General features: G+C 66.9%; 23 protein-coding genes. 13 read left to right on the top strand and 10 right to left on the bottom strand.

Annotation, left to right across the window (positions count from 1 at the left end):
- The first annotated feature begins 191 nt into the window (after positions 1 to 191).
- Positions 192 to 1,376, top strand: coding sequence for an ROK family protein (locus ABEA34_RS17630; RefSeq protein ID WP_345522809.1), 1,185 nt, complete (start codon positions 192 to 194; stop codon positions 1,374 to 1,376).
- Between the two features lie 416 nt (positions 1,377 to 1,792).
- On the opposite strand, the gene ABEA34_RS17625 is transcribed toward ABEA34_RS17630, so the two are convergent.
- Positions 1,793 to 3,520: an ATP-dependent nuclease gene (locus tag ABEA34_RS17625; RefSeq protein ID WP_345522714.1), complete on the bottom strand. Its 1,728-nt coding sequence runs from the start codon at positions 3,518 to 3,520 to the stop codon at positions 1,793 to 1,795.
- Between the two features lie 387 nt (positions 3,521 to 3,907).
- Here ABEA34_RS17625 and ABEA34_RS17620 point away from each other — a divergent pair, with 387 nt between their 5' ends.
- On the top strand, positions 3,908 to 4,972 hold the full coding sequence (locus ABEA34_RS17620; RefSeq protein ID WP_345522713.1) for a hypothetical protein: 1,065 nt from the start codon (positions 3,908 to 3,910) through the stop codon (positions 4,970 to 4,972).
- A gap of 6 nt (positions 4,973 to 4,978) precedes the next feature.
- The gene (locus ABEA34_RS17615) at positions 4,979 to 5,524 is read left to right on the top strand and encodes a hypothetical protein (protein WP_345522712.1); all 546 of its coding nucleotides are present in this window, start codon (positions 4,979 to 4,981) and stop codon (positions 5,522 to 5,524) included.
- A gap of 439 nt (positions 5,525 to 5,963) precedes the next feature.
- Here the strand turns inward: ABEA34_RS17615 and ABEA34_RS17610 are convergent, their stop codons facing one another.
- Genes ABEA34_RS17610 through ABEA34_RS17600 form a run of 3 tightly spaced genes read right to left on the bottom strand, consistent with a single transcriptional unit; the run spans position 5,964 to position 9,404 of the window.
- Positions 5,964 to 6,611, bottom strand: a complete 648-nt coding sequence (locus ABEA34_RS17610; protein ID WP_345522711.1) for a nucleotidyltransferase family protein — start codon at positions 6,609 to 6,611, stop codon at positions 5,964 to 5,966.
- Positions 6,612 to 6,669: 58 nt separating this feature from the next.
- Positions 6,670 to 8,538, bottom strand: a complete 1,869-nt coding sequence (locus ABEA34_RS17605) for a hypothetical protein (protein ID WP_345522710.1) — start codon at positions 8,536 to 8,538, stop codon at positions 6,670 to 6,672.
- Complete coding sequence (locus ABEA34_RS17600) at positions 8,535 to 9,404, bottom strand: 5'-methylthioadenosine/S-adenosylhomocysteine nucleosidase family protein (RefSeq protein WP_345522709.1); 870 nt, start codon at positions 9,402 to 9,404, stop codon at positions 8,535 to 8,537. Before ABEA34_RS17600 ends, ABEA34_RS17605 begins: the two co-directional genes overlap by 4 nt.
- 504 nt (positions 9,405 to 9,908) lie before the next feature.
- Between ABEA34_RS17600 and ABEA34_RS17595 the strand changes: the two genes are divergently transcribed.
- Positions 9,909 to 10,691, top strand: coding sequence for an alpha/beta fold hydrolase (locus ABEA34_RS17595; RefSeq protein WP_345522708.1), 783 nt, complete (start codon positions 9,909 to 9,911; stop codon positions 10,689 to 10,691).
- An 89-nt stretch (positions 10,692 to 10,780) separates the two neighbouring features.
- Here the strand turns inward: ABEA34_RS17595 and ABEA34_RS17590 are convergent, their stop codons facing one another.
- On the bottom strand, positions 10,781 to 11,170 hold the full coding sequence (locus ABEA34_RS17590; protein ID WP_345522707.1) for a hypothetical protein: 390 nt from the start codon (positions 11,168 to 11,170) through the stop codon (positions 10,781 to 10,783).
- 688 nt (positions 11,171 to 11,858) lie between these two features.
- Here ABEA34_RS17590 and ABEA34_RS17585 point away from each other — a divergent pair.
- Complete coding sequence (locus ABEA34_RS17585) at positions 11,859 to 12,935, top strand: glycosyltransferase (RefSeq protein WP_345522706.1); 1,077 nt, start codon at positions 11,859 to 11,861, stop codon at positions 12,933 to 12,935.
- Positions 12,936 to 12,962: 27 nt separating this feature from the next.
- Here the strand turns inward: ABEA34_RS17585 and ABEA34_RS17580 are convergent, their stop codons facing one another.
- Complete coding sequence (locus ABEA34_RS17580; RefSeq protein WP_345522705.1) at positions 12,963 to 13,625, bottom strand: TetR/AcrR family transcriptional regulator; 663 nt, start codon at positions 13,623 to 13,625, stop codon at positions 12,963 to 12,965.
- Between the two features lie 131 nt (positions 13,626 to 13,756).
- Here ABEA34_RS17580 and ABEA34_RS17575 point away from each other — a divergent pair, with 131 nt between their 5' ends.
- On the top strand, positions 13,757 to 15,277 hold the full coding sequence (locus ABEA34_RS17575; protein WP_345522704.1) for an MFS transporter: 1,521 nt from the start codon (positions 13,757 to 13,759) through the stop codon (positions 15,275 to 15,277).
- A 41-nt stretch (positions 15,278 to 15,318) separates the two neighbouring features.
- Positions 15,319 to 15,930 (top strand): NADPH-dependent F420 reductase, encoded by a 612-nt coding sequence (locus tag ABEA34_RS17570; protein ID WP_345522703.1) that lies wholly within the window; start codon positions 15,319 to 15,321, stop codon positions 15,928 to 15,930.
- Positions 15,931 to 15,988: 58 nt separating this feature from the next.
- Here the strand turns inward: ABEA34_RS17570 and ABEA34_RS17565 are convergent, their stop codons facing one another.
- Both ABEA34_RS17565 and ABEA34_RS17560 read right to left on the bottom strand, forming a co-directional pair.
- A complete protein-coding gene (locus ABEA34_RS17565) occupies positions 15,989 to 16,396 on the bottom strand; it encodes a hypothetical protein (RefSeq protein ID WP_345522702.1) in 408 nt (135 codons plus the stop codon).
- Between the two features lie 220 nt (positions 16,397 to 16,616).
- Positions 16,617 to 17,009: a hypothetical protein gene (locus tag ABEA34_RS17560; RefSeq protein ID WP_345522701.1), complete on the bottom strand. Its 393-nt coding sequence runs from the start codon at positions 17,007 to 17,009 to the stop codon at positions 16,617 to 16,619.
- A gap of 255 nt (positions 17,010 to 17,264) precedes the next feature.
- On the opposite strand from ABEA34_RS17560, the gene ABEA34_RS17555 reads away from it, so the two are divergent.
- The gene (locus ABEA34_RS17555) at positions 17,265 to 18,998 is read left to right on the top strand and encodes a DEAD/DEAH box helicase (protein WP_345522700.1); all 1,734 of its coding nucleotides are present in this window, start codon (positions 17,265 to 17,267) and stop codon (positions 18,996 to 18,998) included.
- Positions 18,999 to 19,027: 29 nt separating this feature from the next.
- On the opposite strand, the gene ABEA34_RS17550 is transcribed toward ABEA34_RS17555, so the two are convergent.
- Positions 19,028 to 19,885: an alpha/beta hydrolase gene (locus ABEA34_RS17550; RefSeq protein WP_345522699.1), complete on the bottom strand. Its 858-nt coding sequence runs from the start codon at positions 19,883 to 19,885 to the stop codon at positions 19,028 to 19,030.
- A gap of 132 nt (positions 19,886 to 20,017) precedes the next feature.
- On the opposite strand from ABEA34_RS17550, the gene ABEA34_RS17545 reads away from it, so the two are divergent.
- The 5 genes from ABEA34_RS17545 to ABEA34_RS17525 all read left to right on the top strand — a co-directional run bounded on the left by ABEA34_RS17545 (position 20,018) and on the right by ABEA34_RS17525 (position 24,380).
- Complete coding sequence (locus ABEA34_RS17545) at positions 20,018 to 20,815, top strand: aldo/keto reductase (protein WP_345522698.1); 798 nt, start codon at positions 20,018 to 20,020, stop codon at positions 20,813 to 20,815.
- A 68-nt stretch (positions 20,816 to 20,883) separates the two neighbouring features.
- The gene (locus ABEA34_RS17540; RefSeq protein ID WP_345522697.1) at positions 20,884 to 21,243 is read left to right on the top strand and encodes a VOC family protein; all 360 of its coding nucleotides are present in this window, start codon (positions 20,884 to 20,886) and stop codon (positions 21,241 to 21,243) included.
- A gap of 101 nt (positions 21,244 to 21,344) precedes the next feature.
- Complete coding sequence (locus ABEA34_RS17535; RefSeq protein WP_345522696.1) at positions 21,345 to 21,878, top strand: dihydrofolate reductase family protein; 534 nt, start codon at positions 21,345 to 21,347, stop codon at positions 21,876 to 21,878.
- A gap of 297 nt (positions 21,879 to 22,175) precedes the next feature.
- Positions 22,176 to 23,867 carry a ribonuclease J gene (locus tag ABEA34_RS17530; RefSeq protein WP_345522695.1) on the top strand — a complete coding sequence of 564 codons (1,692 nt, stop codon included), beginning with the start codon at positions 22,176 to 22,178 and terminating at the stop codon, positions 23,865 to 23,867.
- A gap of 69 nt (positions 23,868 to 23,936) precedes the next feature.
- Positions 23,937 to 24,380 (top strand): iron chaperone, encoded by a 444-nt coding sequence (locus tag ABEA34_RS17525; RefSeq protein ID WP_345522694.1) that lies wholly within the window; start codon positions 23,937 to 23,939, stop codon positions 24,378 to 24,380.
- Here the strand turns inward: ABEA34_RS17525 and ABEA34_RS17520 are convergent.
- Positions 24,377 to 25,261: an SMP-30/gluconolactonase/LRE family protein gene (locus tag ABEA34_RS17520; RefSeq protein WP_345522693.1), complete on the bottom strand. Its 885-nt coding sequence runs from the start codon at positions 25,259 to 25,261 to the stop codon at positions 24,377 to 24,379. The genes ABEA34_RS17525 and ABEA34_RS17520 overlap by 4 nt on opposite strands.
- Positions 25,262 to 25,285 lie beyond the last annotated feature (24 nt).

Below are 25,285 nucleotides of genomic sequence, written 5' to 3'. Positions count from 1 at the left end.
TGAGTGCTCCGAGATAGTGCGCACCCGAGTGCGCGCCGAGTGGGGAGCCAGGTCCCGCCCGAGAGGGATGTGACGTGGCTCTCAGACCGTAGGCGTCCGATATTGTCCACGTCAAGGACAAAGAGGATGGAATATTTCGAAGATTTGTCCATATCTGGATGAACCGAGTCGCCTAGGCTGCTGCCGTGAGCATGACCGGTCTGGAGTCGCTGCGGAGCCGCAATGGCCGCGCGGTGGTCGCTGCCGTCCAGGCGCGACCGCGGTGCAGTCGGGCTGACGTGGCCCGGTTGACCGGCCTGTCCACCTCCGCTGTGTCCATCCTGGTCGCCAACCTGATCGACGCGGGAGTGCTGGTCGAGCTGGGCGTCAAGCCGGCAGTGGCGGGCGGGCGACCGGCCACGGCCCTCGGGCTCGCACCTCGGGCCGGGTCCCTGATCGGGATCCACCTGGGCCACGCCGACCTCAGGGTCGTCCTCACCTCGCTGGACGGCACCGTCCTCAGGCAGCAGCGCCACTTCCTCGACGTCGACCACGAGCCGGCGGCCTCCCTCGATCACCTCGCTCGCAGTACCGCTGACCTGCTGGAGGCGAGCGAGGTCCCCCGCGACGGGGTGCTCGCCGTCGGCGTCGCCGTCTCCGCGCCGGTGGTCGACTCACGCGCGCTGGCGTCCCCGCCGATGCTGCTGGACTGGGGCGGTGTCGACATCGCCGGCATCCTGGGCGAGCGGACCGGACTGCCCGTGTACCTGGGCAACGACGCGACCCTGGGAGCGCTCGCCGAGTGGCGCCTCGGCGCCGGGACGGCGGTCGACGACCTCGTCTACGTGATGCTCGGTGAGGGTGTCGGTTGCGGCCTGGTGCTGGGAGGCCGGGTGCACACCGGAGCGTCGGGCACCGCCGGGGAGCTCGGCCACCTTCCTGTGGTCGCCGACGGCAAGATCTGTCGCTGCGGGGCTCGAGGGTGTCTCGAGACGGTCGTCAGCAAACGTGCCCTGCTCACGGCCCTGGCTCACACCGTGGGACCTGAGGCCAGGGTCGGCGACCTGCTCGACCTCGCGGACGCCGGCGACCGCGGCGCTCTTCGTCTGCTCGCCGACGCCGGCCAGGTCCTGGGCAACGCCTTGGCCGGCGTGTGCACCATCACCGACCCGAGCCTGGTCGTGATCGGCGGGGACCTGACCGCGCGCCCCCACTCAAGCGAGACCCTGCTCGAAGCCGCGCGCCAGGCCCTTGCCCTCGCCCTGCCGCCCGTCGCCAACCACGACATCCGGATCGTCCGCGCCGAGCTCGGCGCACGAGCCGAGGCCCTCGGAGCGGCCCTGCTCGCAGCCTCGAAGTCTGGAATGGTTCTCGCCGCAGGGACGCACCTCAGCTGATTTCATCGGCGCGACGCCGTGATCCGCGCCTGCCGGTGAGGCGAGCACCTTCGACCGCCGCCCGTCTCACACATCGCGGGCGTCAGACACGCGGATCTGTCGCGCTGGGTGCACCGAGCCGAGATCGGTCATCAGCGATGTAGGCATCCCGCCCACTATGACGCACTATCAGTTTACGAACGATCTTGTGCGGACCTGCATCTGCCGAGGATCGTCGGCCATTGTCTCAACCACTCGGCGCACTCTGATCGACTCGGCCGGCCCAGCAGCCCCGCTCGCGCACTCGCTGCAATTTCAAAGGGGTCGAGTGCCTCCAAGATCGGCGCGTCCGCGGAAAGTGATGGCCCAAGCGCTGTTGTGGCGGAGACCGTGGTCAGGGTCTACACCCGTCCCGTACGTGCCTTGAATTGGTCACTCTACTGCCGCGAGGCGACGAACGCCCGGACAGAGCGAACGAGATCTTGTGACTCTCCGGACGTCTTGAACAGCTCATGCTCAAGCGCCTGGCGGAGCCAGGCTTGCTTGTTGCCGCCGACGTTGGGATGAAACCGTTCAAGTTCACCTACCGGCAGGATAAACAGTCCGACGGCGCGACACGCAGCGATGACGCTTGCGAAGGCGGCCGTTGGGTCGCCGGTGTCAATCGCGCCAGCACCCTTTCGCTTGATCTGCTTCCAGCCGCTCTCGGCTTTTAGAAGGTCCAGCATTTCCGTAAGGTCTCGCCTGTCGATGATCGGGTTCTGGGAGCGATCGAGTATCTCCGCAACCTTCGAACGAACGTCGTTGCGAATTGGCTCGACCTTCAGCGTGCGCACTGAGGCGTCGAGGACGTTGTAACTGGCGCTCACAACGCCAAAATCGCCTCCCATCGTCTCAAACAGCTCCTCGAACTTGTTCTTATCGGCCAAGAGGTCGACGTCTGCAATGACCGCCGTCGGGACAGCAGCAGCGTTCAGGGCGCTGTACGCCCTCGCCATTCGGTCCTTGCCGCCGACATGGGTAAAGAGCAGGTCGGATGCACCGAGACCATCGGTGTCTTCAACGTTGGCGAGACTTGCAGAGTAGTAAGTGCAGTCGGATTCTGCCTCACATATCACTACACCCTTGTAAAAGATGCCATCGAGCAGGTTCGAGAACCTCAGTAATGAGTCCTTATAGATGGACTTGATCGCCTCGGGCGCAACCTGAGCGAGTTTGTTCTCGGTGTCCGATGGCCTTGTGATCCGAACGATCGAGACGTCGACGTCCTCCTTCGAGCCAGTAATGACGCCTTGCACGAAGTCGTCGCTGTGAGTAGCGACGATTACCTGCGTGTCGGTCGCTCTACTCATTTCTGCGACCAACTCGCCAAGCAGCCTTGCCTGCGGCGGGTGCAGGAAGGTCTCCGGCTCATCCATGAAGACGAGATCGATGCCTCCGGCAGCCAACGTAAGGACGGTCCCCATAAACGCTTGCATTCCCGCTCCCTGCGCTGACAGAAGCGGCAATCCCATAACTCGAGCGAGGTACTCGGATTTCTCACCAACTCTCGGCTCTTCGATGTCGACATCTCCGATGTGGAGATGAACCATCGAGCCCGCGTGTCGGTTGACCAAGATGTTCTTGCCGAATGCTCGTTGCATGTCTCGTGACAAACGATCTTCGAGATCCCGATCCATCCACAGAAGCTGGATCGGAGCACGAGCCTCCGGCGCCATGAGATTCGGCGTCTGCGCACTGCCGAGAACATGTCCTCGACTTTCGGGATTCATGCTGAGCGCTATGGCGCTGTGAATTGGGCCGAAGCGATCTGTCTTCGCCACTATGGCGCCGATGCCACTGTCAGGAAGGTGGGTCCCATTAGGGAATATCCACGTGGGTTCTCGGAAGTGCCCTAGCCCAGGGATTACACCTGCCGGATGAAGGGTCGCCCGGTTCTCCAGCAGTTTCCTGAAGTCTTCAGCAGGGGGCATCTCAACGCTGATTGAAGCCACCGGCGTGCTTACCAGCTCCGCCGACGGATCGTGCTGCAACTGGCTAAGAGCACCGAAGATCACCGCACTCTTTCCGGCGTTGTTCGGACCTACGACGAGCGTGACGTGCTCGCTAGGATGTAGAACCTCCCCGGCAGTGGTCAGGTGGACAGAACGGATCTTGGGCTTCACGCGAGCACGATAGCGATTCGCCCGACGCAACGGTTGAGTCCTCGGTGTCGAACCTCGGCTCGGCACGTCGAGAGCAGACATGCTCAGTAACAGACTCGTATCCGCGTGCGCGGCGCGCAAGACCAAGGTATTAACGTCGCTTCGTGCCCGAGGTCAGCGCCATCTCACACCCGGGTCTTTCTGCCGTGACAGGATGCAAGATGTCACTGGCGGACCGCAATTCCAACTCGCTGCAAAAGGTGCTCGGTCACGCCCCGCGTGAAACGACGAGTATCTGCGCCGTAGGCCGGGCGGCGACCGCGCTTGTCAGCAGCCGTCGCAGTCATCCGCTCGATCTCCTAGGGATTCTGGCCACGCCGACCGCTCGGCCTGCGTAGCCTGCGAGATGTGAGCGACAACGTGCAGGTCATGATCGGGGAGCGCGACGGCAATCGATTGACGCAGCTCGGCCGCGCTCATCGAGAGGTAGAAGACCACGACTCCGGGGACCTCGCGTCGCTCGTGCTAGACGAGTGCATCCAACTCTGGACCGAAGTGCTGACCGCGGTTTCACGTTACGCAGCACCACGCGATCTTCGTGCGCGTGGTGATATTGCTGAAGCTGCGTCCGCGGCGGCCATCAACCAATTCGACCAGGGCAAGGTCGACGAGATCATCGGACGGTTCAGGGAGGTAGACCTGAACGATCAACCGGCGATGCACACAGTGGCCCTCGATGCCGTGCTCACTCTCGAAGTCCAGTTGAGTGAAGCCAGCGGACCGCAGAAGTTGCGAGTGCTCACCGAGGACGGCAGCACCGAGGAAGTCCGGGCCTACCTCACGGCTTGGCGCAATAGGTCGACGGTACTGAAGGAAAGCCTGCGCGCGTTGCGTCTGCTCGACGGGCTCACGGAGCGAACAAGGCCTGTCCTCGAGTCAATTGCGGAGTCTAGGGCGGAGACCGAGGAGGCGGGCAAGCAACTTGACGCGCTGCGGGCAGAACTTGTTCAGGCACGTGCCGAGCGGGCTCAAGGTGAGCTTTCCAAGCAGTTCAAGTCATTGGCCGAGAGAGAGCACAAGTCAAGCCGATGGTTGCGTTGGGCGACGTACGGCCTCGTCGCAGTCGCTGCACTGGCCGCGCTTATGGCTCCGCGCGCGTCCGGTTGGGCCGAGGTCGTAGGTCGCCTCGCGCTCGCCTCAATCTTCGCTGGCGCGTCCGCATACACCGCTCGGCTCGCGTCTGTGCACCGAAACACCGGCGACTGGGCGAACTCCGTCCGGGTACAGCTCGACACGTTCGAGGACTTCCTAGGCGCCATCGATAGCGACGACGCCCGTATGCGGGTCTACGAGGAGTTCGGGCGCCGAGTGCTTGGCGCCCCGCCCCTCGCCAGTGGAGACGGCGAAAACGCCATGCCTGTCGGACAGATCGTCGAACTGGCGAGTGTCATCGCTGCGGCGCGCAAGAGCTGAGGCGGCATGGATCCGGAGAATGTACGAACCATAGTGACGGGCGCAGTGACGGCAGCCGTAGGTCTCGTGCCCGCCGTGCTCCTCTATAAGCAGAATCAGCGGTCCAACGATCGCGAGGCCGCAGAACGCAAAGATCTCCGCGACGCCGAGGAGGCACGAGCAGCGCACGAGGCGGCCCGGGTCGACGAGGCCTCCCTAGCTCTGCAGCTAGAGGCGGAACGGACGCGATGCCTTCGGCTTTGGGTGATCTGCGACAAGATTTCGGGCGCCCTCTTCGCGCTATCCGACCACATCAACATGCCTACTCCCATCGTTCCCGGCGCCGACAGGGCCGAGCTCTCGACGGCGTACGCAGACGTGATGTTCTCCGCCGACGAAGGTGTCCGAAGCAGCGCCGCGACCCTTCGCCGCGTTCTCGACGAGATCATTGCTGAATGCGTCGATTCAGATACTTCGCCAGGATCGGGGCGGGTCGTGCAGTTCGACTCACTCCTCGACGAGTTCAGACGCGTGGCTGAGGCGCAGACAACTGCCAGCGGGCACAGCGAGTAAGAGTGGGCTAGCAACCCGTCCGCGATGACTTGAACGCAGCAGGTCGCAAGTCGCGATGAGGTGAGCCTCGTTAGACCGTCAACAGAAGCACGCGCCGCCAATTGCCGAGGCTCTGGATCCAGCCCCGTCAGGTCTCGAGCAGGCCGTCATCGATCGCGGCAACAGCCGAGGTTTGCTTCCCCGCGAGGACGGCACGTCGAGTCGGATAAATGCCCGAACTTTTCGAGGAGAACGTCACAATCCCGATGAACCGACGCATTCGGGCCGCCGGGTATCCGCGTGATTCGATCTGAGTCATTCCACCGCGTCAGACGCCGCTTCGAGATCGGGCCCGAGAGCCGATCCGCTCAGCGGACTTGGCCGACCGCCGTCGACGCAGATCAGATGTCGCCAATCCGTGGAGCGGTATTTGCCGGCTGACGGGGACAGTTCATGGTCGCTATGCGGCCAAGGGGCGATCGCAAATCGACAGCAGCTGGTCGCGGGCCTGCCCCCGACTGATGCGATTGAGTCGATACAGATCACTCCACTCCACGAGATCGAACTTGGGGATCTGAGCTCTAAGCAGGCTGGGGTTACTCAGAGTGAGCGGATGCCGACCAAGTAGCCGCAACGTCCGCAGCGCGAGATGAACGCTCTCAAAGTCATTGAGCGTGGTCCACCTCTCATGAGGAAGGGTCAACTGCCCTCTTCGCAGTCCATCGATTCCATCAATTGGATCAAGGATGTGGTCTGGATCACCTAGATCTATCCCGATCGCGTTCACCGACGTGTCGAAGAACGCAAGCATCGACAGCACGGTTCGAAACGGCTTGTAGAAATTCTGGGGTTGAATGAGGTCAACGTGCTGACCCGACGGAAGCTCGAATCGCCAGTTCCCGTGGCGGTTCTGAGCACCACTGGAGATCGTCGAAAAGAGCAGATGCGCGAATTCGTCATCGTTGGGCACTGCGATATCTAAGTCATTCGCAGGCTCTCCTAGTAGTCCGTCGCGTACCGCGCCGCCAACAAGAAAATACCGTCCCCGGTGGTGACTCAAGGCCTTGAGCACATCGCTCAGCTCGTGTTGACGGAATGCGTTCGTCACCAACTGATCGAACATTTTTCGTGCCCCCACCCGTTGTGCAGTCGTGCAGCAGCTGACATCACAGTGTCCCTAGGTGAGAAAGGCCCGACCAGCGAGTCCTGAGGCCAGCGCTGAGCCGACGCCATCGATCCTGTTCTTCAATTGTCGCGCTGTGAGCCCAGAGTTCCTCAATGAGCACGCCGACGGCCACGGGCCAGTCGTCCGGAACTGGACTCACTTGCGTGGACCTTTCAACCTCACGCAGGAACTTCGGATTGGCAAGAAGTTCACGACTTTTGTCCGCCAGTTCCGCGAAGATTTCCGTTCGCTCCGTGGATTCAGGAAGTCGCGACGCCACCAAGATCAAGGACCGCAAAGCTCCCGTCTGGACCCAGATCGATTGGTCCTTGTGAAAGCGTTCCAAGAGCATGGACGCCGTCGCGACGTCCGCTCCTCCGCCAAGCACATGTACTGCTCGCCATCGTGAAGCGGCGTCCGCGCCACGATCCATGAGGTCGGCGATGCGCCGACGCGCAGCGTCATCGAGGCTCTGCCGCAGAAGCACGTTGGCAGCCGTCCACGCAAGAACGCTGTCTTGGTCGCTGAGTGCATCTAGCTCGTAATCGACTACGTCATCTCCCATTCGTTCGTAGATGCTTAGCCACCGATCCCACCAGACATTGTTGATTGCGCACTGCCGGGCCAAGCCAACGAGATCCGCTTCGTTGCCGGCTTGTAGCACTTCAGCGGCAAGTGGCCCGGCGTGAAGTCGCAACGAGTCCTCGACCTGCAAACGGGTGCTAGGTACAGGCGAAAGGCGACGCACTCCGAGCAACAGCAGAAGGGCTGAACTCAACCATTCACTTGTCCGCTCCCCCGAATCGTGATCTTCGGCAAGCAGAAAGGCTGCCGCATAGAAGTTCCAGTCATCCACCTGACGAACGAGACGATCAACGTCTTCGTCTTGAATCATGGTGAGGAGCATCCCGAGCGCATCAAAGGTGGCCCCCTTGAAGGTCAGGGCTTCGAATGTTGGCTTTGTCCAAAGCTCACGGTCCGTCGATACCGCACGCGCCGCGAAGTAACCATGCACAAGAACATGAAGGAATGGCTGACCTTCCTGAGTCGTCGACATCAGGCCGGACTTCATCATCCGATCGATAAGGTCAGGACTGAGCCCCTTTCGAATCCAGTCACTGTTGTCGCTCAACTGCCATGTCCTTAAGGCGCCGAGACCAACCCGGTCCATTTCGTCGGGGGTCATAGCACTCTGAGCCGACACAGCGATCACTTGGGCTGGGTTGGTACCGCCGCCGTAGCGCCAGCGGTTGACGAAGTACGGCAGCTGTAGCCAATGCGGTGCGTCACGGACGCCTGTCGCCTTCTCTACTTCTGAGACTTCCAGCGCGGGCAGCGTTACCAGCGCCCACCGCGTGGGCCGTATCCTGCGCCGACCTGGGCGATCGGCGACGATGACAGACCAGTCCGGTCGAGAGCTCGTCAGCGAATCGATGGCATCCAGCACGTTTTGTCCCTGCTCGATTGGGATTTCATCCAGACTGTCAACACACACGAAGGCTGGACGCGTGCGATTCTTCGAAAGCCGCGACCAGAGCCATTCCTCGGCGGTGTCAGCAGTCCGAAACCACTCACGTTCACCGGCATCGAGTCGGCCCAAGTCCAAGTAGTGCCCTTGCCACGCGTCGTTCTCCGCCTTCACTAGGGCGAGAAGCAGGCTCGTCTTTCCTGAACCCGCGGGAGCCTGGAGCAGAACCCGCCCGCGTGATGTCGCGAGATCCGCGAGAGCGTCAAACGGAAGGGCATGGCCTGTGCCGCCGCCGTCTAGAAGTTCCTCGAAGTCGGCGTGCAGAAGTGTGGCTCGTATCCCTGGGCCCTCTTCAACCACACGACCATCGTGCCACTGTTCACCGACAGCTTGGGTGATCACTGCTCCACCCCCCACCCAGGGGCGCCTTGGTCTTCCGCCTGTGGAGGTCGCGCGTCATGCAAGAGTCGTTGGACGGTCAAGCGCGCAACCCGCGCGGCGGCGCATGCCGCATAGTCGCGCCACGCAGTCCGTTCGGCGTCGTTGTCAACTAGCAATGACTCTGCTTTCTCGTCGGCGGCGGTGCGATCGCTCACGCCCCTGATACCCAGCCAGCGAGGGTGGTAGTGGACGGAGTTGCTGGCCCGATCCATGGCGCGAGCTACGCCGGCAGACTCCATGTCAACCGCAAGCGCATGGTCGTACTGTCCAAAAATCTCTCGTTGCTCGCTCGCGGTCGCGTCGCCGGCAAGAAACTCGACCGCCACGATCTCACCTGCCACGAGACTCGGCTCGCCGCCATGGTCCCCGCTCGGGCGCGCGAGTGGCAGGTCGACGAACCACTCTGTGCGCGCCAAGGGCTTCGCGTGTCTATGAAGCAGGTCCGCAGACGGATGCGAAACGGCGTAGTACCGCATGAGTCGTTGGCTATCGACGCGCTTGACGTACTCGCCGTAGTGCACGTACTCGATGAGTACAACGTCTCCGGGCGACGGGCCAGAGAGATTCTCACCATCTTTGGACCGGACTATCCCGCCCGCGATCCCGACGAGCAGGACGTACTCAGGTTGCCAATCTTCGATTAGGTCACGGACGCTCTCCATCGCCGGAAGGTTCGACCTGTCCACGCACTGGGTGACGATCACGGGGAACATTGACTCGTCGCTGGCCTCGCGCGCCCAGCACCCCGAGCCTGAAATCTCGTGTGTGGCACCGAACTCCTCGAGGACCGCGGATAGTTCTTCTTCGATCACAGTCAGGACGACCACTCGCGCGTGACCTCGCCGCCCCCTCAACACTGCGGGTGTCCGCAATGACTGCCCGGCGTCGGCTGCATCGCAGCAGGATATGCGTTGGACGCCTGCGGGGAGATTCAGACCCGCTGAGACGGTTCATGGAGTCGTTCTGGATCCATCGACGTAGGCAAAGGCGACTCATGACGAGCGTTTCCGTAGGTTAATCCTCGCCTCTGTCGTGGAGCGAGACATCAAACTCAAGACTCCGATGCCGCCATCGCCTACGACACATACAGGTCAGCGGAGACAATTTCGCGGCCATGCCATCGAACGAGATGCGTCTTTTTGCCGCTTGTCGGCGCGGGCCAGACAGCCGACGCAGCCCGGTCTGCATGGACCGGCAAGTCAGGGCGCTCAGCGCCGGTCGCATTCGAACGTCCGGATCTAGCAGCGGTGGAGGTGTGGATGAGTGTGTTTCGTTGCGGATCGGCTTGCGGTGGCGATGCACAGATTTCCGCGTGGGCTAGCGTTCAAGAAATGACGCTGAACCATGCGCACCGCGGAAGCGGTCGGCCGTTGTTGCTCGTGCACGGTCTGGGCGCTGGATGGCGATCCTGGTCCCCGATCATCGACGAGCTGGCCGAGAGCCGTGAGGTCATCGCCATCGACCTGCCGGGTTTCGGCGAGTCGCCTCCTTTGACCGGCGAGGTCTCGATCGCCACCCTGACCGACTCCGTCGCAGAATTCATCCGCGAACAGGGTCTGGACGGGGTGTCGACGGTCGGTCAGTCGATGGGCGGCCGAATGGTGCTTGAGCTCGCACGGCGAGGCGTCGGCGGCGACACCGTGGCGTTGGACCCGGGTGGTTTCTGGAGCGACCGCGAGGTCGCCGTCTTCGGGGCCACGCTTCGGCCATCGATCGCTCTGGTCCGGGCGCTGCGAGGCAAGCTGCCAGCACTGCTGGGCAATCCCGCGGGAAGGACGCTGCTGTTGGCGCAGTTGTCTGCGCGGCCCTGGGCACTCTCGCGCGAGACCGTGCTGCCAGATGTGCGCGGGCTGGCTGAGTCCCCGTCGACTGGCGCGGCCTTGGACGCCCTGACCAAGGGGCCCAAGCAGCAGGGTGCGCCTGCCGGCACTGTGCCCGGCCGGGTCACGATCGGTTGGGGTCGTCGTGACCTGGTGACCGTACCGAGGCAGGCCGCACGTGCCACGGAACTGTTTCCGGACGCGGTGCTGCACTGGTTCGAGCGGTGTGGCCACTTTCCACAATGGGACGCACCGCATGAGGCGACCCGACTGATCATTGACAGCACCAGTTGAGGTCGATCGCGCTGCCCGTCCGACGAGGGCGCTTGTCGCCCTAGCCGGATCGACATTCGGAACGGGTCGAACTGCGTCTTAACGCCGCCTCAGGGCGCGGAGTTACTGCTGCCGCCGCTAGTCGGCGGGTTGACCTCCGAATCATCGGCAACCTGGTCGGTCTTATCGAGGCTCGCTCGTGGTTCCGTCTTGCTGAGTGTCGTTAGCGTGGAGCCGATTACGGCTCCCAGGAGGGCCACGGTCGCCTGAGTGTTTAAGAAATACGGTACGGCGAGAGCGAGAATGACCAGGCTAAAAATCACCGCCATGAAGACGACTGATGCCTCCCGCGACGGAGGAGCGCTCCTCCAACCGTCCTTGGTGAAGAAGAAGGCAGCGGTCAACACGGCAACTGTCAACGCGATCCCCCCGAAGATGAGCCGATCCTGGGTTTGGATCGTCGCGCTCAAGAGCGGAACAAGCGTGAGGTCGGGGCACATGTGACGAATGGTCGTGGCTTAACGATCGTGTCATCGTCGAACTGATAATTCTCCTGACGCTGGCTTAGACCAGGCCGGCAACAGCAGCTGCTGGAGAGGCGAGGCATTCAGCCGCGTATTCGCCTCGGTCGCCGACGAGCCACGCCTCTCGGCTGCCGTCGGATGACGACCGGCGTGCTTCTTTGCCTGCGATCCTCACCACCTGTGGTTCGGCGCGCTTGAGACGTGCCATGCGCCTGGATGATCGGTGAAACAGGGGTGGACCGAGCGAACGGCTCGGCCCTGCTGCGCCAATTTCTTGAGCATCAGGTAGGCAACCCAGCGGTTGGCGTACGGGATCTTGGTGCACACGGCGTCTCCAATGTTGTGGCCAATTGGAGTGGCGCCTCGGCTCAACGTCCGAACGACACGACGGCGGGTGCACTGATGTGCCCGGCTCACTCGCATCCAAGGCCCATGGAACCGGCGGGGCGAGAAAACCGTAGCGCTTCACCGCGCGCCTGGGAACGCGCATGTAGGAGGGCGCGGCCCTAGGGTTCGATCGCGGAAGAGCATCGCCCGCCGTCGCCGTACCGATCTAGATGGTGGCCAACCCGGTGGCTGTACGGCCGAGGGTGCGCGTGTCACATTGGTGAGCGTGGCCAGAGTGCTGTTCACCTCGTGCCCAGCGTACGGACACGTACTGCCGATGCTGCCCCTGATCCGGGCGGCAGAGCGCGGCGGCCACGACGTGCGGGTGGCGACGGGCCCGGACCTGATCAGTCCCTTGGCTGCTCGCGGGTTGGACGTCCACGCCGTGGGGCCGAGCTGGGCATTCGCGTGGTCCGCACACGAGGCGGTGTGGGCGGACCCGGGCCTCCCCGAGGACCAGAAGATGATGGACGGGGTCGTCGCTCTGTTCGGCACACCTGCGGTCCAGCGACTCGATGACCTGACCTCCATGGCCGCGCAGTGGCGGCCCGATGTCGTCGTCCACGAGGTCCTCGAGCAGGCCGGTTCCCTGTTGGCCCACAGGCTTGCGATCCCGGGCGTCGTGCACGGCATCGGACCCATGTTCCCCTTCTACGCACCCCTCCTCAGCGCCGCGGGCTCCGCCATCGGCGAGCCGCAGCTGTGGGCGCAGCTCTCGACCGAGCAGGCCGTTGACCTCTGCCCGCCCTCGCTGCAACCCGATGCGTCACCGCCCTGGCCACAGGTCACGACGGTGCGACCGAGCGCCGGCGAACGCCAGCCTCTTCCACCCGACCTGGCCGACGCGCTCGCGTCGGACCGCCCCGTCGCCTACTTCACCCTCGGCACCATCAAGAACGCCGACGCCTCGGACTTCAGAACGGGACTGCGTGCACTCGCGGGGTACGACGGCTTGGTGGTGGCCACCACGGGACGTCGGCTCGACCCCGACGAGCTGGGGCCGATACCCGCGAACGCGGTGGTCGCCGAGTTCGTGCCCCAAGCCTCGCTGCTCGAGCGAGCCGACCTGCTCGTCTCGCACAGCGGGTCCGGCACGATGCTCGGAGGGCTCGTGTACGGCGTTCCCCAGGTCGCCCTGCCCCGCGGGACCGATCAGCCCGACAACGCCGCGCTCCTGGTCCGTGCCGGAGCCGGAGTGCTGGTCGCCCCGGAGGACTACGGCGTCGAGTCGATCGAGGCCGCGGTCGCGGCGGTCACGGGCGACCCGACCGTTCGAGCTGCTGCCGAACGAATCCGCGACGAGATCGCCGCGATGCCCGACGCCGACGCCGCGTGGGCTGGACTCGCATTCTGACGTGACTGGTCGACCGCCGGTGCAGCGCTACTTCACCTTGCTGAGGTGGACCATGGCGTCGTAGAGCTGCTCGTCGGTCATCGGCGGCTCGGGGATCGCGTGGGCGCCCTCGGCGCGGTAGGCGTCGAGCATGAGGTGGAGCTGGCGGCGCCAGGCCGTCGGGGCCTTGGCGCTGGTGGCGTCGATGATCCGGCCGTTGGACCAGATGAGGTTGACGATGTCGGCCCGGGTGATGTCGGGGCGGGCCTTGCCGGCTTCCTGGGCCCGAGCGAGGACGTCGTCGATCTGGTCGCACATCACGTCGTGGATGTGCTCGGTCTCGGCGTTGCCCGGGAAGCGGCGGGACAGGAAGTCGTTGAAGCCCCGGTCCCCCGCCTGCACGGCGAAGAGGTTCTCCAGGTAGGCGACGAACGCATCCCACGGGTCGTCGGTCGCCAGGGCCTCGTCGGCGCCCTCGACGAACTCCTGCAGCCGTGGCCGCAGGGCAGCCATGAGCAGGTCCAGGCGCGCCGGGAAGTGCCGGTACAAGGTGCCGATGGCGACGCCGGCGTCGCGCGCGATCTTCTCCAGGGAGGCCTCGACGCCGACGGCGGCGAACTCCGCCTGCGCCGCCGCGATGAGCTTGTCGTGGCTCTCCCGGGCGTCGCGACGCAGCGGGCGCTGCGCCTGCTGGACGTCGGACGGGCTCATGCGAGGAGTCTACCCGGCGTACGGAGGCACCCCTCCGGAATAGAATGAGGCATGCCTCCGGTTACCCCTCCACATACCGGAGGGGTGCCTCGACTTGGCGCTCCGCATCGACCCGACCAGGAGTGAACACGATGAGCACCAACACCAGCGAGCCGGCCGTGGCCGCCGGAGCGCAACCAGCCGCTCCCGACAATCCCCATCACCAGCGACGGTGGTGGGCCCTGGGCGTCATCCTCATCGCGCAGATGATGCTGCTGCTCGACGCCACGATCGTGAACGTGGCGCTGCCCTCGATGCAGGCCGACCTCGGCTTCTCCGACGACGCCCGCGGGTGGGTGGTCACCGCCTACCTGCTCGCCTTCGGCAGCCTGCTCCTCCTCGGCGGGCGGCTGGCCGACGCGTTCGGGCGCAAGACCGTCTTCGTCGTCGGTCTCGTCGGGTTCGCGATCGCCTCGGCCGTCGCCGGGGCGGCTCCGAACATCGCGACGCTCATCACGGCTCGTGCTGTCCAGGGCGGCTTCGCCGCGGTCATGGCGCCGGCGGCGTTGTCGCTGATCATGATCATCTTCACGGACCTGAAGGAGCTCAACAAGGCGTTCGCGATCTTCGGTGCCGTCGCCGGGAGCTCCTCGGCCATCGGCCTGATGCTGGGCGGCGTCCTGACCGACTACGCCAGCTGGCGCTGGACCATGTACGTCAACGTCGCCTTCGCGGCCGTCGGGATCCTCGGCGCACTCACCCTGCTGCACAACACCGCCGAGACCGACAAGCCCAGGCTGTCGGTGCCGAGCACCCTCCTCGGTACGGCGGGGGTCTTCGGGCTGGTCTTCGGAGCATCGAAGGCAGCCACCGACGGTTGGAGCGCGGCCGTCACCCTGACGTCCCTCATCCTCGGCGGCCTGCTCCTCGTCGTCTTCGTCGCCTTCCAGAAGATCGACCGCAACCCGCTCGTCCCGCTGCGCGTCGTCGCCGACCGCAACCGCGGCTCCGGCCTCCTGACGCTCCTGCTGGGCCAGGCCGGGGTCTTCGCCCTGTTCCTCTTCCTGACGTACTACTTCCAGGGCGTCCTGGGCTACTCCCCCTTCAGGACCGGGCTCGCGTTCCTGCCGATGATGGTGACCGTCGCCGTCGTCGCCACGGTGACCCAGAGCGTGCTGGTCAAGCACCTGACCATGCGGGCCATCGTCGCCGGCGGCCTGGCCGTCGGCGGAGCCGGAGCAGCGCTGCTGACCCGGGCCGACGCGAACAGTCACTACGCGGCCTGGGTGCTGCCCGGGCTGGTCCTGGCCGGAGCAGGCATCGGATCGGCGATCGTCTCGGCGGTCGCTCTCTCCCAGATGGGCGTCGAACCGCGTGACGCCGGAGCCGCCGGCGCGATCAACAACGTCGCCCAGCAGATCGGCGCCGCCCTCGGGATCGCCGTGATCAGCACCTTCGTCGCCACGGCCACCAGCGGCTACCTCGCCGACCACGGCAGCGCCGCCACAGTCGACGCCGCCGTCCACGGCTTCAGCGTCGGCTTCTGGTGGGCCGCAGGCGCCTTCTGGGCGGGCGCGATCCTGACCGGCGTCCTGATCCGTGGCGGCACCCGCTTCCACCAGGAGGACGGCGAGCCCGAGCCCCTCGACGAGATCGTCGGCGGACTCATCTGACCACCAGCACCACCACAACCACCACCACAAAGGAACCCATCATGACCACCATCAGCATCATCGGCTCGGGCAACATGGCCACCGCCATCGGCACCCGGGCGGTCAACCACGGCCACACCGTCGAGCTCCTCGGCCGCAACGCGACCAAGGCCCGGGCCCTCGCCGACCAGATCGGCAACGGGACCACGGTCGGCACCTACGGCGACGTACCGAAGGGCGAGATCGTCATCGTCGCGGTCCTGTACGACGGCGTGGTCGACGCGGTCTCGACGTACGGCGACGCGCTGGCCGGCAAGATCCTCGTCGACATCTCCAACCCGTTCAACGCCGACGCCAGCGGCCTGGTGACCCCGACCTCGGCGGCCCACGAGATGGCCGCGGTCGCCCCCGACAGCGCCCACGTGGTGAAGGCCCTGAACACGATCTTCGGCCACGTGCTGGCGAAGGGCACTCCGCTGGACGCGTTCATCGCGGGCGACAGCGCCGAGGCGAAGGCCACCCTCGGGGCGTTCCTGGACAGCCTGGAGCTGCGGCCGCTCGACGCCGGCGGCCTGCAGGCAGCCCCGCTGCTCGAGCAGGCCGGTCTCCTGCTCATGGGCCTGGCCCGCAACGGTGCCGGCTTCGAGCTCGCCCTGGGTGCGCAGGTCCACTGACCCGCGGCGATGGCCGGGCCCGGGCGGGTCCGGCCATCGCTTCCGGCAGCGGTGTGCGCTACGACCGGTCGGCGCGGAAGAGCCACCCGAGGGGCCGCAGCTCCGTGCGGTCCTCCGCCTGCCCGGTCGGGGACGCGACGGCGGTCGGCTCGGTCGTGGCCGCCTGCCGGCGTGTCGACGACAGTGCCGCGTACGAGGCCTGGGCGAAGTGACGTCTCGACGATTCCTCGTTGGTGTCGGCCACCTGAGCACGAGCGGTCCGCCGGATCTCGTCGGCTGACGCCTGGGCCGCAGCCACGATGGCTTCGGCCTGGAGGACTGCGTCGAGACGTACGACGTGCGCGTCCGCGAGGATCGCGTCCGCCTCCTGACGTGCACTCAGGATGATCCGGAACTCATCGGCCCGGTCGCTCAGCTGCCGGGCCCGGGGTGCGGACAGGACGGATGCCTCGTCGAGCGTGTGCATGTCGTGATTCCTCCAAGGAAGTTGCCACCTTCGAAGAAGAAACCCAAGAACGAAGCCTGGGCACGAGACTCCGACGGAGCCACGGCACAGAAGCGGTATTCACGAACGTACAAGGCAAAAGCCGGAGTGGGTTGCGTGAACGGCCTCGTCGGGCTCATCTTGCGCCAATCCAGCAGCGGGCCAGCCGGGTCGCACTGGCTCCGCGAGACGTCCCGCTGCCTCAGTCGTGGGCGTCGCGTTCGTCCCGCTGCCCGCGCCGATCGCGCGCTCGTTGGACATGCTGTGCCCGGCCCTGGCCGAAGGTCAGCCAGGCGTAGACCCCCGCCAGGTCCGTGATCGCCTCGTGGACCGCCGCGTAGGCGGCACGGAGCCGACCATCAGCGCTGTCCCGATAGGGAGCGAGGGCGGTCATCGCCGAGGAGAGGTTGCGGCCGACCTGGCGGAGCCCGGCCCCCGCGCGGTCGTCCTTCAGCTCAGAGAGGTCCGACGCAAGGAGGTCCGCGACGCCGTCGACCGCGGCGTCGGCGATGGCCACCGGATCGTCCGACGGCGGCTCCTCGCGGCGCGGGGGAGGCACCCGTCCCGCCAGCATCCGCTCGATCGCACCGTCCACAGACGCGCTGCCAGCGTCTGAGGACCTTCGCCATCCGAATCGGGACCCCATTGTCCCCTCCCCCCAACCGATATCTCGAGGTCAAGTGAGGCGAACGATGGACACCATCGCCCTGCTGCGTCCTGCGTCGACAAATGCCGCGCCACCCACGTTAGACGCCTCGTGCGTCCGGAATCTAGGCCTCGGGCCAAGCGCCGCGCGCCAGCGTGGGCGAGGCAGCTCTGATCCCAGGTGGGTCGCGGATAGCGTCCGGGGGTGGCCAGTCCTCGTCGTACCGGCGCTCGTCGACGTAGCGGGCCGCCGCGTCGGGGCGGGAAGCGGCAGCCGCCGCGGGCGTTGCCGGTCGCCGGGCCGGGCGAGCGGCTGTGGGTGCTCGACGTGCCGTACGGGACCCAGGTCGACGGCGCCGCCTGGCACCCGGCGGTCAAGACCCACCTGTACGTCGGGCGCGGGTTGCCGGCGCACCTCGCGCCGTACGCACCGGGGCCGTACACGCTGGGGCGGTTCATCGAGAACACCCTCAACCCCGACGATCCGGCGCCCTCCCCCGAGCCGACCGATGCGCTCGAGCCGCGGAGGATCCAGTTCGAGGCGGCCGACGCGATCGCGGCGCGCGCGGAGGCGGGCGGGCGGCTCTTCCTGCTGGCCGACGAGCCCGGCGTGGGCAAGACGATCTCGGCGGTGCTCGGCGCGACGGCGGTGGGCGACCTCCGCGACGCGCGACGGGTGCTCGTCGTCGCCGACCGGCCCGCCGCGATCACGATCGGTCACTGGTGCCGCACCATCGCGGCGCTCGGCGACGGCGGTCTCGAGTGGGTCGTGATCACCTGGGACCGGCTGGAGAAGATCAAGGACCACGCGTGGGACGTGATCATCGCCGACGAGGCCCACGCGCTGCGGCGTACGACGACGAAGCGGTGGAAGCTCTGGGCCAGGATCTCGGGCCACGGGCGGCCGCACGACCAGGCGCCGTTCGTCATCGCGACGACCGCGACGCCGGGGCACACGCCGCTCGAGCTGCCCTACCTCGCCCCGGCGTACGCGCAGGTGCTCGGCGAGCCGATGAAGGAGTGGACCTCGGCGACGCAGCCCGGGGCCGCGTTCGCCGCCGCGCTCGAGCGCCACGGCGTGGGGGTGGAGCAGGGACGGTACGGCGCGGCCTGGACCACCGATCCGGCACGCCGCGCCGCCGACCTCAAGCTGGTGCGCGGCTGGCTCGACGAGGAGCGGCCCCCGGCCATGCTGCACCGGGCCGCACCGTGGGGGCCGGTGCCGATCTCCGGCATGCCGGTGGCGCTCACGCCGGCGGAGCGCGCGGCGTACGAGGCCGAGTGGGGCGAGTTCTGTCGCGAGATGGACATCGCGCGTCGCGGCCGCAACGTCGCGAAGGGCCGCGCCGCGCTGCTGCGCTTCCGGCAGAAGGCGGGCCTGATCCGGGTCGACTCGACGGTCGCCTGGATCGACCAGCAGGTCCAGGCGGAGCGGCAGGTGGCGTGCTCGGTCGAGTTCGTCGGGACCGCTGCCGACCCCATCGCCGACCGGCTGCGCGACTCCGGCATCGAGGTCGCCACGATCTACGGCCGCGACCGGTTCGACCCCGAGGCCGAGCGGCTCCGCTTCCAGACCGGTCAGGCCAGGGTCTGCGTCTTCACCACGGTCGCCTCGATCAGCCTGCACGCCGGCGAGACCCTCCCCGACGGCCACCGGGCGAGCACCGAACCGCGCGTCGGCGTCTTCCACCAGGCCCGCTTCTCGGGCATCGCCGGACGGCAGGTGACCGGCCGCACCCACCGCGACCACCAGGTCTCGCCGTGGCACATCGCGTACGCCGAGGGCACGGTGGAGGAGCAGGTCGGCAAGGTGATGGTGGAGCGCATCGCCGCCGCGTCCGACACGGTCGGCGGCGACACCACCGGCCTCGCCGACCTCGCCGAGCTCCTCGGGGCCGACTGGCTGCCGCCCACGTCACTGACCGAGGCCGACGCCTGACCGCTCGGTTGCCGCGAGCCTGGCCGACGTCACTGACGGGCGCGCGAGATCACGTCGTCGATGGCGGGCTGCACGTCCGCGACCGGGATCTCATGGGGTGCCTCGACCTCACTGAAACGGCCCTCTCCCCATCGCCGGGCGACGGCCCGGGAGATCTGCTCGTACGCCGGGTACGTGCGTGCGCAGATGTCCTTCGGGCTGTCGCACTGGGCCGCGGTCGAGATCAGGACGTGCAGCGGGATGGTGCGCGGTGCCGGGGACTCGGCGATCAGTCGACTGATGTCGCGGTAGTCCAGCGACTCGCCGTTGGCGCCCCCGTAGTAGGCGGCCTCGTCCTTCCGCTCGCGGCTGGTCATCTCGTTGAACGCGAGCGTCGACCACGCTTGCCAGGCAGGCACCGGGTTGATGGCCACCACGCCAGCGGTCTCGTCCGGGTAGGCGGCGGCGTACGCCTGGACCAGGAGGCCCCCGGCCGAGTGACCGACCAGCAGGTACGGGCCGGGCACGTGGGCGGCTTCGAGCAGGCCGTGCAGGTCGGACACGATGTTCCTGTCGGTGCTGGCGCGCTCGTAGGAACACACCCTGACCTGCGATCGGTAGGCGTCACCGATGCCGGAGAGAGCTTGGCGAGGAGCGCCCTCGCCGACCTCCAGGACCATCGTGGGTGCGCCCTCACCCGTGCAGTCGAGGAGGAGCTCCCTCCCGTCGACCGTGAAGCTTGCGCCCTGTGCTGCGCCGCTCGGCGACTGGCGGGGAGTGCCGGTGGGTCCCTCCGAGCTCGATGCAGAGTCCTTGCCGTCGGAGTCGTCGGCACACGAGGCGAGGACCAGCACGGCGAGGCACAACCACATGAGGACAGCTCCCCTGCCCGCTCCCGGCGCGGTCATCTCTTCAGTGAACCTCATCCGTGCCACCACGCCTAGTGGTCGTCTGCGGAGGCACTGACCGCCCGGTTGTCGCCGACGTGGTGGCCGGTCTGGCCGACGTGGCGGCGTGCAGGTGGTGACTAGCATCGCGACATGACCGACGACACCCCCCGACTTCCCGACGACACCGTCTCGCTCACCGAGGGCACTCGGATCCCGCTCCTCGGCTTCGGCACCTGGCAGATCAAGGGCCCTGACGCGGTGCGCGCGACCTCGACGGCGCTCGAGACCGGCTACCGCCACCTCGACACCGCGACGGTCTACGGCAACGAGCGCGAGGTCGGCCGCGCACTGGCCGAGAGCGGGATCCCCCGCGACGACGTCTTCGTCACCACCAAGTGCCCGCCCAACCGGGCCGGCCAGGAGCTCAGCACTCTTCGGGAGAGCCTCGAGCTGCTGCAGACCGACCACGTGGACCTGTGGCTCATCCACTGGCCCGCGGACGGTTCCGCCAACACCGAGATGTGGCACGCCTTCGTCGAGGCCCGGGAGGCGGGCCTGGCCCGTGAGATCGGGGTGAGCAACTTCGACATCCCCCTGATCGACGAGATCACGAATGCCACCGGAGCGGCGCCCGCGGTCAACCAGATCGAGTGGAGCCCGCTCCTCTTCGACGCCGAGACGCTGGCCGAGCACCGCGCTCGCAACATCGCACTCGAGGGCTACAGCGCCCTTCGGGGTGGCACCCTCGAGCATCCTGCGATCCTGGAGATCGCTGAGCGGACCGGGCGCTCGCCGGCCCAGGTCATCATCCGCTGGCACCTGCAGCACGACGTGATCGTGATCCCGAAGTCCGTTCACGCCGACCGCATCCGATCGAACGCGGACGTCGCCGGGTTCAGCCTGACCGACGACGACATGGCGACCCTCGACGCACTCGGCGGCCGCTGACGCGGGTACGCCCGGGAGATGACGATCGCGGAAGCATTCCGTCCGGGATCATCCCTAGCGTGCAGGCCATGGCTATCGCACGCTTTCCTGTCGTCGTCCTCGACTGCCCCGACCCTCAGCTCCTCGCAGAGTTCTACAGCGCGCTGCTCGACTGGCCGATCGCCAGCAACGACCCAGACATGTGCTTCGTCCGCGCGGAATACGGCGACGGCATCGGCTTCCAGAAGGTCGAGGGCTACCACCCTCCCCAGTGGCCAGGCCAGGACGTCCCGCAGCAGATGCACATCGACGTTGCCGTGGACGACCTGGACACCGCCGAGACGGCTGTCCTCGGGCTGGGCGCGACCAAACACGAGCACCAGCCGGGGACGAGCTTCCGCGTCTTCCTCGACCCGGCCGGACACCCGTTCTGCCTGTGCTCCGACTGAACGGCTGCAGCACGACTGCCTGTTCCGCCCCCGCTGACCGATCCAGCACCGGCCCGCGCCGTCCCCGATGACTTTGAGCGAGGAGGGTGGTCGGTCCTTGCATGCGATCTTTGATACTGAAGATGGACATGTCCTTGGACGGCTTCGTGGGGCAGCCCGGCGAGGTGCCGGCGTGGCCGATGAACTTCTACGACGACGAGTTCGCCGCCGAGATCCTCGACCTGATCAGCAGTGCGGGCGTGCACGCGATGGGCCGTGGCGCCTACCTGGAGATGGCGCCGTACTGGCAGTCCTCGACCGACGCTTTGGCCAAGCCGATGAACGAGATTCCCAAGGCGGTCTTCTCACGAACATTGACCGAGGCGACCTGGCCCGAGACGACGATCTATGAAGACCTCGAGAGCGGCATGGCCGAGCTCAAGGCGACGGAAGGCGGGCCGATCCTCACCTATGGCGGCGCCACTTTCGCCCAAGAGCTGACTCGGCTCGGGCTCGTCGACGAGTACCGCATCAACGTCCACCCCATCGCCTTCGGCAAGGGCTACAGGCTCTTCGGTGGACCGGTGGACCTGGTGCTGCAGAACGTGCGCCGGTTCGGCGCTGGCTCCGTGGCCTACACCTACACTCCCGGCTGACCCGGACCAGCCGCTGACAGTGCGCGGGGCGAACCCCATGAGGTCATACGGAAAGTGCATCCGTTTGCTCCGTCCGCATGACGTCCTCGCACTGTCCGCGACGTCGTCGACGACCCCAGGACCTGACGGTTCGGGGTGGCGTCGAATGCGCGACTCGGGACCCTGAGCGTGCTCGTCGGGTCGCATCACGGATACGGTGGCATCGGTCCGTGAGGCAGACAGACCCGTGTCGAGATCGTCGGGCAGAGATGAGCCGGCACCGGACCCCCACTTCGCAACACTTCTGAACGGATCTTCGTGAGCCATCCCCATCTCGACCTCAAGCAGCCGCCGGCCCTCCCAGCGCACGGTCTTCGCATCGTCGCTCTCGGCGGCCTCGGAGAGATCGGTCGGAACATGACCGTCTTCGAGTACGGCAAGAAGCTGCTCGTGGTCGACTGCGGCGTCCTCTTCCCGGAGGAGCACCAGCCGGGGGTCGACGTGATCCTTCCCGACTTCAGCTACATCCGGAACCGGATCCAGGACGTCGTCGGCATCGTGCTCACGCACGGCCACGAGGACCACATCGGCGGCGTGCCGTACCTGCTGCGCGAGCGCGCGGACATCCCGGTGATCGCCTCCCGGCTGACGCTGGCCCTGATCGTCGAGAAGCTCAAGGAGCACCGGATCCGTCCCGTGACCCACGAGGTCAAGGAGGGCGACCGCGACAGCTCGTCGTACGGCCCGTTCGACCTCGAGTTCCTGGCCGTCAACCACTCCATCCCGGACGGCCTCGCGGTCGCGATCCGTACGGGCGCCGGCATGGTTCTCCACACCGGCGACTTCAAGATGGACCAGTTCCCGCTCGACAGCCGGATCACCGACCTGCGCGGCTTCGCGCGCCTGGGTGAGGAGGGGGTCGACCTCTTCCTCACCGACTCCACGAACGCCGAGGTCCCGGGCTTCACGACCTCCGAGCGTGAGCTCGCCCCCGCGATCGAGCAGGTCTTCCGCGACGCCCCGCGCCGCGTGATCGTGTCCAGCTTCGCCAGCCACGTGCACCGGATCCAACAGGTCCTCGACACGGCCCACGCGCACGGCCGCAAGGTCGCCTTCGTCGGCCGCTCGATGGTGCGCAACATGGGCGTCGCCCAGGCGCTCGGCTACCTCGACGTGCCGCCCAACCTGATCGTCCCCCTCGACCAGCTCGAGAAGATGCCGGCCAACAAGGCCACGCTGATCTGCACCGGCTCGCAGGGCGAACCCCTGGCCGCGCTGTCCCGCATGGCCAGCCGCGACCACAAGATCCGCGTCGGCGAGGGCGACACCATCCTGATGGCCAGCTCGGTCATCCCGGGCAACGAGAACGCGATCTCCAACGTGATCAACGGCCTCACGCGCTGGGGCGCCCACGTCGTGCACAAGGGCAACGCCAAGGTGCACGTCTCGGGCCACGCGAGCGCCGGCGAGCTCGTCTACTGCTACAACATCGTCCAGCCCAGGAACGTGATGCCGGTCCACGGCGAGTACCGCCACCTGCGGGCCAACGCCGACCTCGCGATCAGCACCGGCCTGGCGAAGGAGCGGGTCGTGCTCGCCGAGGACGGGGTCGTCGTCGACCTCGTCGACGGGCAGGCCAAGATCACCGGCAAGGTACGCGCAGGCAACATCTACGTCGACGCCCAGACCGTCGGAGGCGTCACCGAGGCCACCCTCAAGGACCGGCGCACGCTGGGCGAGGAGGGCGTCGTGACCGTGCTGGCCATCGTCGACGCGGACACCGGCAGGCTGGCCGACCCGCCGGACTTCCTGGTCCGCGGCTTCGTCCACGAGGACGGCGCCTTCGACCCCGCTGTCGCCGTCGTCGAGAAGTGCCTCGCGCGCGCCGCCGCCGAAGGAATCGGCGACCCGCACCAGCTCGAGCAGATGCTCGCCCGCGACGTCGCCCGCTGGGCCGGCCGGGCGTTCCGCAGGAACCCCCTGATCATCCCCATCGTGATCGACGCCTGACCCGGGCTCGGCGACAAGCGGTCAGGAATCGAGAAGTCTCCGCCTGCCGACCCGGCCTAGCGTGTGGCCATGGCTACCACGAACACCACATCTGATTCCGGCTTCTCCGAGGACGAGCTGGCGGCGATGAAGCAGCGCGCCGCCGAGCTGCGCGCCGAGAAGAAGGGCGGCGCGAAGAAGGCGGACGAGGCCGAGGCGTGCGTCGAGGCGATCACCGCCCTGCCGCAGCCCGACCGCGGGCTCGCCGAGGCGATCCACCGGATCGTGCTCGACGTCGCCCCGGCCCTGGACCCGAAGACCTGGTACGGCTTCCCGTCCTATGCCCGCGACGGCAAGGTCGTCGTCTTCTTCAAGCCCGCGTCGAAGTTCAAGTCCCGCTACGCCACCCTCGGGTTCGAGGAGGCCGCCCAGCTGGACGACGGCGCGATGTGGGTGACGTCGTACGCCGTGACCGGGATCGGCCAGGTGGAGGAGAAGCTCATCCGCACGCTGGTGCAGAAGGCAGCGGGCTAGGGCGCCGGTACGGCGACCTCCTGCGCGAGCATCCGGGCCTCGGTCGCCGCGGCGCGGGCCTCGGCGTGGAAGTCGGGTGCGGCGCACATGAAGAGGGTGCGGCCGGACTCCCCGCCCAGGCCACAGGCGTAGACCGGCGAGCCCGGCTTGATCTCGTCGGTGATGGTGCCGCCCTCGACCACGCGCACGACCCGGTCGCCGATCGCGTCGGCGATCCAGAGCGCGCCCTCCGCGTCGAGGCAGGCGCCGTCCCCGGCGACGCTGAGCCCGCCCAGCGCAGCGGCCACGTCCCGGTCGGACGGCAGCGGGCCGAACTCGGCCCACACCCGGCGGTTGCCCAGGGTCCCGTCGTCGCCGAGGTCGAAGGCGGTCACCCGGTTGCCGAAGGTCTCGACGACCAGCAGCACGCCGTCGGGGGTGATCACCGCGCCGTTGGGGAACCACAGCTCGTCGGCCACCTCGGTGACCGTGCCGTCCGGGTCGACCCGGTGCAGCGAGGCCGTCTCGATCGGGTCGCCGGCCATCAGGTCGAAGCCGAAGTTGCCGACGTACGCCCGGCCGGCGGCGTCCACGGCCAGGTCGTTGGCGTGCCCGGTGGCATAGGCGGACAGGTCGGCGTGCACGACGAGGCTGCCGTCGGCCTCGCGGCGCAGCAGCCGGCGGTCGGTCATCGAGACGACGAGCAGGCGACCGTCCGGCAGCCAGCCCAGCCCGGACGGCTGCCCGGGCACCTCAGCCTCCACCCGGTCGTCGGAGCCGTCCTCCCGCACCGAGTGGACCTGGTGGCCGTAGAAGTCGGAGTACCAGAGCCGGCCGTCGTGCCAGCGCGGCGCCTCCAGGAAGTGCGCGTCGCTGACGATCGTCCGGGGTGCTGCGGTCATGGTGTCCTCCTGGGGTTGGGCTTC

The organism is Nocardioides conyzicola (genome assembly GCF_039543825.1).
GTDB lineage: Bacteria > Actinomycetota > Actinomycetes > Propionibacteriales > Nocardioidaceae > Nocardioides > Nocardioides conyzicola.
The sequence above is the reverse complement of the archived record's forward strand: the minus strand, read 5'-3'. Positions and strand labels throughout refer to the sequence as shown.